A 5,379-nucleotide genomic window follows, 5' to 3' on the forward strand; every position below is an offset into this window, starting at 1 on the left:
ACGCCCGGGCATCCTTTGCAGATTGACTTGATCTGACCTCCAGATACACCCAGCGAGTGGCACGATCAATCGCGACGTAGAGATAACGCTTCTGATCTTCGTCAGGCATTTGGGTAGGTGCTTGATATCAATGTGCACATACCCGGGCTCATAATCCTTGAAAGGCCGATACTTGGGCGTCTCGTCCTCTTCCGCATCTCGACGCGCCAACTTGGCGAGAGTCGGTACATCACGTCGTTTGAGCATGCGCTGAAGCGCGGAACGTGACAGATTGGGGTTCAGGAATTCACGCGCGACGACAAGTAGATCATCGAGCCCCAGGCGTAGTAGTTCACGAGCGGCGATGACTACCTCTTCCTGTTCTGGGGTTAGAGTCGCCAGTAGGTTATGGCGGGTGTGGGAACGATCCTGGACATTATCGCGGTAACGCCAGCGCTGGATGGTTGAGACGCTGACCCCAAACTGACGAGCGAGATCTTTGTTGGTCATGCCGGCAGGAGCTGCTTGGATGTCGGCACGAATTTTCGGTGTCGTCGTCGCTTGCTTATGCAGCTTGATGTCCATGAAGCCTTTCCTGAATAAATTGCTTGATGAGCTCACGAGAGGCTAACAAAGGGTAGCTTCGTTGTGAAACCCGATCATCCGGCACCCTACAGGTAATATTCAATATTAAAGTAAGCTGCAGTGTAATGCTCAAATCTGCTTTAAATTTTTTTGGGCTAGGATCACGTTAACAAAAGGAACTTGAGATGGAAATTATTAAGTCTATTCAAGTAAGAAGGTTTCGTTCATTAAAATCTGTAACTAGAAATATCTCTTTTACGCATTTGAATATACTAGTTGGTCAGAATGACCAGGGTAAGTCAAACATGCTAAGAGCCTTGAATTTATTTTTTAATAATCAAACTGATGCCAACTCAAAATTTAGGTTTGAAGATGATTATTGCTATCATTCTAATACTGGAAAAGGCACTAGTAGGGAAATTCGAATAGACTTGGTCATTGACCCACCAGTAGGAAGATTCAAAAATGCACAACCTCTTAGATGGACTAAAAGGTGGAAGCTAGATGGTTCAGTTATTGAGGAAAGGAAATATATTGAAAGTGGAAATGACCTTTCGCAGCGAGATAACGTATACAAATGGCTAGACAAAATTCGTTATCGATATGTGCCTGCCATTAAAGGGCAAGATTACTTCTCTTCATTAATGGGTGAGCTACATGATGTCCTGAACGAAGCTCATTCCGAAGTTTTAAACACGCAAGGCGAAGAGTTTATTAGCGGTATTCAAGGTGTAACTGAATCAATCACACAAGAGTTAAATGATCAAATAGGAATATCTAATACTATACAAGTGCCTTCTGATTTTAGGCAGCTTTTTTCAAATCTGGATTTTGGGACTCGTATTGATGGTTATACCTACCATCTTAAGCAGCGAGGGGATGGTATTAAGATAAGACACATACCAATAATATTAAAATATATGTCTGAAAAAGAACGTAATGTATCTAGAGCTGGGTATGTAAAGCCAGACACCATATGGGGATTTGAGGAGCCTGAGAACAATCTTGAGCTAAAGTATGCGTTCGAGCTGGCTGAAACTTTCAAAAAATACTCGAAAGATATTCAGATTATAATGACTACGCATTCTCCCGCATTTTACGCTCTGGATGTTGGGCCTGATGATGGTGTTAATACTTTTCATATAAAACAGTCAGAAGATAAATGTACTTCACTCACAAAAGTAACATCGATGCAAACTGACGATCTGCATGAAGAGATGGGGCTGTTACCTATAATAACGCCATATTTAACTAAGCTTTATGAACATCAAAAAGAAATCTCAGAATTAAAAGAGAATTTATCAGAGTTATCGCAAAACATTAAATGTGTTGTTCTTACTGAAGATGAGAATCATGACCATGTGAAAAGTTTCTTTAGTGCAAATGGTTTCATAGAAACAGATACTGAGTATCAATCATATTTTGGCGCTAGCCAGATTAAAGGCGCAATTATGGTAGGACGTTATCTGTTATCTACTAATCCGGATGTTAAAGTAGTAATTCATAGAGATAGAGATTATCTAAATGAGCAAGAATTAGATAGCCTCCGTAATAGTATAGAAAAGCATAATATTAATTTTTTTGTTACTGATGGAGTAGATGTTGAGAGTCATTATCTTGATGTCAATCATTTAGTGGGCTTGTATCCTGAGATTTCTCATGAAGATATGGTAATGTTTATACAAGAGGCAACGGATGAGTGTAGAGAAGCTTCTATTGATAGACTGATCAATTATGATCTAAGTCAGACAAAACCTAGAAGCAATGCTTACTCTAATAGAATAAGAGAGTTGAATTTAATGTATGATGAGAATGTCAATAGATACAGATATGGAAAGCGTGTGCTAGGGGTTTTGCAATCCAAAATACAGAGAAGGATTAGAATGAATCCTGACTTAATGCAAGCTTCGCCACATATTACTTGCGCTAGTTTGAATGATATTTTTTTAGATGTATGGGGTTAAGAGAGTAGCTTAAGTTGAATGATGTAGTATATTTTATCGATGCGTGATCTTTAGTTTATCTATATTGTGATATATTGATTTGATGTTTATGGAACTTAGGGGGCATATTTGCCCCCCTTTGTTTTTGTTCATTTAGTGTATCCTCTATGAGTGTAGCGGCAATTGCCGGGGCGGCATTGGGTCGGTACCTGCTGGGTATCTCCAGTGTTTAGCTGGTGAAGTGCCGCTTGTAGCTGGCGCTCTCAAGTTCCGGCCAATGGACTTGTATGGCCTGCCCCTTTTACAGGGGCAGGTCACTTTTCTTTACCCGCGAGCATTACGACTGAGTTTTCAGTATTTCTTGGCTTTCATCCCATGACGCCCGACGGGCACCATCATCGGCTTGCCGGTGACGGGGTCCGGGGTGATGTGGCTTTCCAGCCCGAACACCTCCTTGACCATCTTGCGTGTGAGTACCTGCTCGGGCGGGCCGCTGGCATGAATCTGGCCGTCTGACATGGCGATCAGTACATCCGCGTAACGTGCGGCCAGGTTCAGTTCATGCAGCACCATCACGATGGTGGTGCCGCGAGCGTGGTTGAGGTCCGTCAGCAGGTCGAGCACTTCCACCTGATGATTGATGTCGAGGAAGGTGGTGGGCTCATCCAGCAGCAGAATGTCCGTCTGCTGGGCGAGCGCCATGGCAATCCAGACACGCTGACGCTGGCCGCCGGAGAGTTCCTCCACCGCTCGTTCGGCGAGCGCGGCGGTGTCGGTGGCGTTGAGGGCTGCCAGCACCGCGGTGTCATCGTCACGCGTCCAGCGCTGGAACAGCCCTTGATGCGGGTGACGCCCTCGGCTGACAAGATCCAGCACCGTGATGCCTTCCGGGGCGATCGGTGACTGGGACAGCAGCCCCAGCTGGCGGGCCAGTTGGCGCGCCGGCAGGCGGTGGATCGACCTGCCATCCAGCAGCACCTCGCCTCGCGAGGGAGGCAGCAGGCGCGAGAGCGTGCGCAGCAGGGTGGATTTGCCGCAGGCATTGGCGCCGACGATCACGGTGATCTCGCCCGGAGCGATGTCGAGGTCTATCGACTCGAGCACCGGCCGCTCGGCATAGCCTGCCGTCAGGCCATTCACGCACAGGGAAGGGTGGGTCATGAGGAAACGACTCGCTGAGATGACGGGCGGTGAGGGGTGGAGGAGGAAGATGGCGGCGTCGGCTGCCTGCCGCGTCGTTGTCTGCGCCCTGAGGGGCCCGGCCCCTGATGTTCCCGCATCAGCAGCAACAGCAGCACCGGTGCGCCCAGCACGCCTGTCACCACGCCCACCGGATAGCGCGCAGGCAGCAGGAACTGGCCGATGAAGTCGGCGACCAGCATCAACAATGCCCCGATCAGGCGGCCGGGATCAGCATGGAGCCGCGTCGCCGGAACAGGCGCGTCGCGATGGGCCCGCTGACGAAGGCGACGAAGGCCACCGGACCGACCACCGCCGTGGCGCAGGCGACCAGCCCGACCGCCGAGAGAATGATGATGAAGCGCGTGAGCGAGAGCCGCACGCCGAGACCGCTGGCCATGTCATCGCCCATGCGCATGACGTCCAGATGCCGACTCATCATCAACAGCAAGCTGCCCAGCAGGCCCAGTGCCACGGCAAGTGGTGGGAGCTGACTCAGGGTGATGCTGTTGAGGCTGCCGGTCATCCAGCGCAGCGCTTCCTGCAATGACCAGCTGGGCGCCTGCGTCAGCAGATAGGCGGTGATGCTCTGCAGCATGGCGCCCAGTCCGATACCGACCAGTATCAGCCGTGCCCCGGCCACCCCCTTGCGCCAGGAGAGGGTGTAGATCAGCAGCGCCACGCCAAGCGAGGCGGCAATCGCCAGCAATGACACCAGCGTGCCGCTCAGCGACAGCATCACGATGGCGAATACCGCCGCCGTGCTGGCGCCGGCACTGATGCCGATGATGTCCGGGCTGGCCAGCGGATTGCGCAGCATGGCCTGGAAGGCGGCGCCGCCCAGTCCGAAGCAGCAGCCCGCGACAATCGCGACCAGCGCACGCGGCAGGCGCAGCTCGGTGATGATGAAGCTGGCCCCCGGCACGTTCTCGCCCAGCAGTACCTGAAGCACCGTGAGTGGGGGAATGAAGCGCTGTCCTTGCATCAGGACCAGGCTGAAGACGGCGAGCACCACGACCAGCAATCCCCAGAGGGTGAGGCGGCGCTGACGCTTTCGGGCACGCCGCAGGCGCGTCAGGGTGGCACGCGAGGTGGGATGAATCGCAGACGAGGCGTCAGGCAGGAGAGGGCTCACAGTGATTTCACCTTGTGGCGACGGACGATCCAGATGAAGAACGGTGCGCCGACCAGCGCCGTCATGATGCCCACGTCCAGTTCGGCGGGGCGTGCGATCAGGCGTCCGAGAATGTCCGCCGAAGTCAGCAGCAGGGCGCCGGCCAGCGCCGAGAGCGGCAGAATCCAGCGGTAATCGCTGCCCACCATCAGGCGACAGACATGCGGCACCACCAGCCCGACGAAGGCGATGGGGCCACATACCGCGGTGATGCCACCACATAGCAGAATCGCGCCCAGTGCCGCCATCACCCGCACCCGCGCCACGCGTTCGCCCAGCCCGCTGGCCATGTCATCGCCGAGCGCCAGCAGGTTGAGTCGGCGCGCCGAGAGCCCGCAGATCAGCAGGCCGCTGAGCAGGAAGGGCAGCGCCGGGGTGATCTGTGCCCAGGTCGCGCCGCCGACACCGCCGATCAACCAGGACTGGATCAGCCCGCCGATGTCGGCGCGCGGCAAGATGATGGCCGTGCTCAGAGAGCTCAGCGCCGCCGAGATGACCGCCCCTGAGACTGCCAAGGCA

5 protein-coding genes and 1 pseudogene are annotated in these 5,379 nt (G+C 52.8%); 1 reads left to right on the forward strand and 5 read right to left on the reverse strand.

What is annotated here, in order from left to right:
* Window positions 1-564, reverse strand: a pseudogene (locus BF12_RS20470) (helix-turn-helix domain-containing protein); the annotation flags it as partial.
* A 185-nt stretch (window positions 565-749) separates the two neighbouring features.
* On the opposite strand from BF12_RS20470, the gene BF12_RS0115230 reads away from it, so the two are divergent.
* On the forward strand, window positions 750-2,528 hold the full coding sequence (locus tag BF12_RS0115230) for an ATP-dependent nuclease (RefSeq protein ID WP_024953018.1): 1,779 nt from the start codon (window positions 750-752) through the stop codon (window positions 2,526-2,528).
* A gap of 330 nt (window positions 2,529-2,858) precedes the next feature.
* On the opposite strand, the gene BF12_RS0115235 is transcribed toward BF12_RS0115230, so the two are convergent.
* From BF12_RS0115235 to BF12_RS0115245, 4 genes are all read right to left on the reverse strand, one after another.
* Window positions 2,859-3,668 (reverse strand): ABC transporter ATP-binding protein, encoded by an 810-nt coding sequence (locus BF12_RS0115235; RefSeq protein ID WP_024953019.1) that lies wholly within the window; start codon window positions 3,666-3,668, stop codon window positions 2,859-2,861.
* A complete protein-coding gene (locus BF12_RS23450; protein ID WP_345917431.1) occupies window positions 3,665-3,889 on the reverse strand; it encodes a hypothetical protein in 225 nt (74 codons plus the stop codon). Before BF12_RS23450 ends, BF12_RS0115235 begins: the two co-directional genes overlap by 4 nt.
* Before the next feature lie 14 nt (window positions 3,890-3,903).
* Entirely contained in the window at window positions 3,904-4,821 is a 918-nt protein-coding gene (locus BF12_RS23455) for a FecCD family ABC transporter permease (RefSeq protein ID WP_345917432.1), read from the reverse strand.
* A partial coding sequence (locus BF12_RS0115245; protein ID WP_024953020.1) for a FecCD family ABC transporter permease occupies window positions 4,818-5,379 on the reverse strand: 562 nt, incomplete at its 5' end. The genes BF12_RS0115245 and BF12_RS23455, both read right to left, overlap by 4 nt.

The organism is Cobetia crustatorum, from assembly GCF_000591415.1.
Taxonomy (GTDB): Bacteria; Pseudomonadota; Gammaproteobacteria; order Pseudomonadales; family Halomonadaceae; genus Cobetia; species Cobetia crustatorum.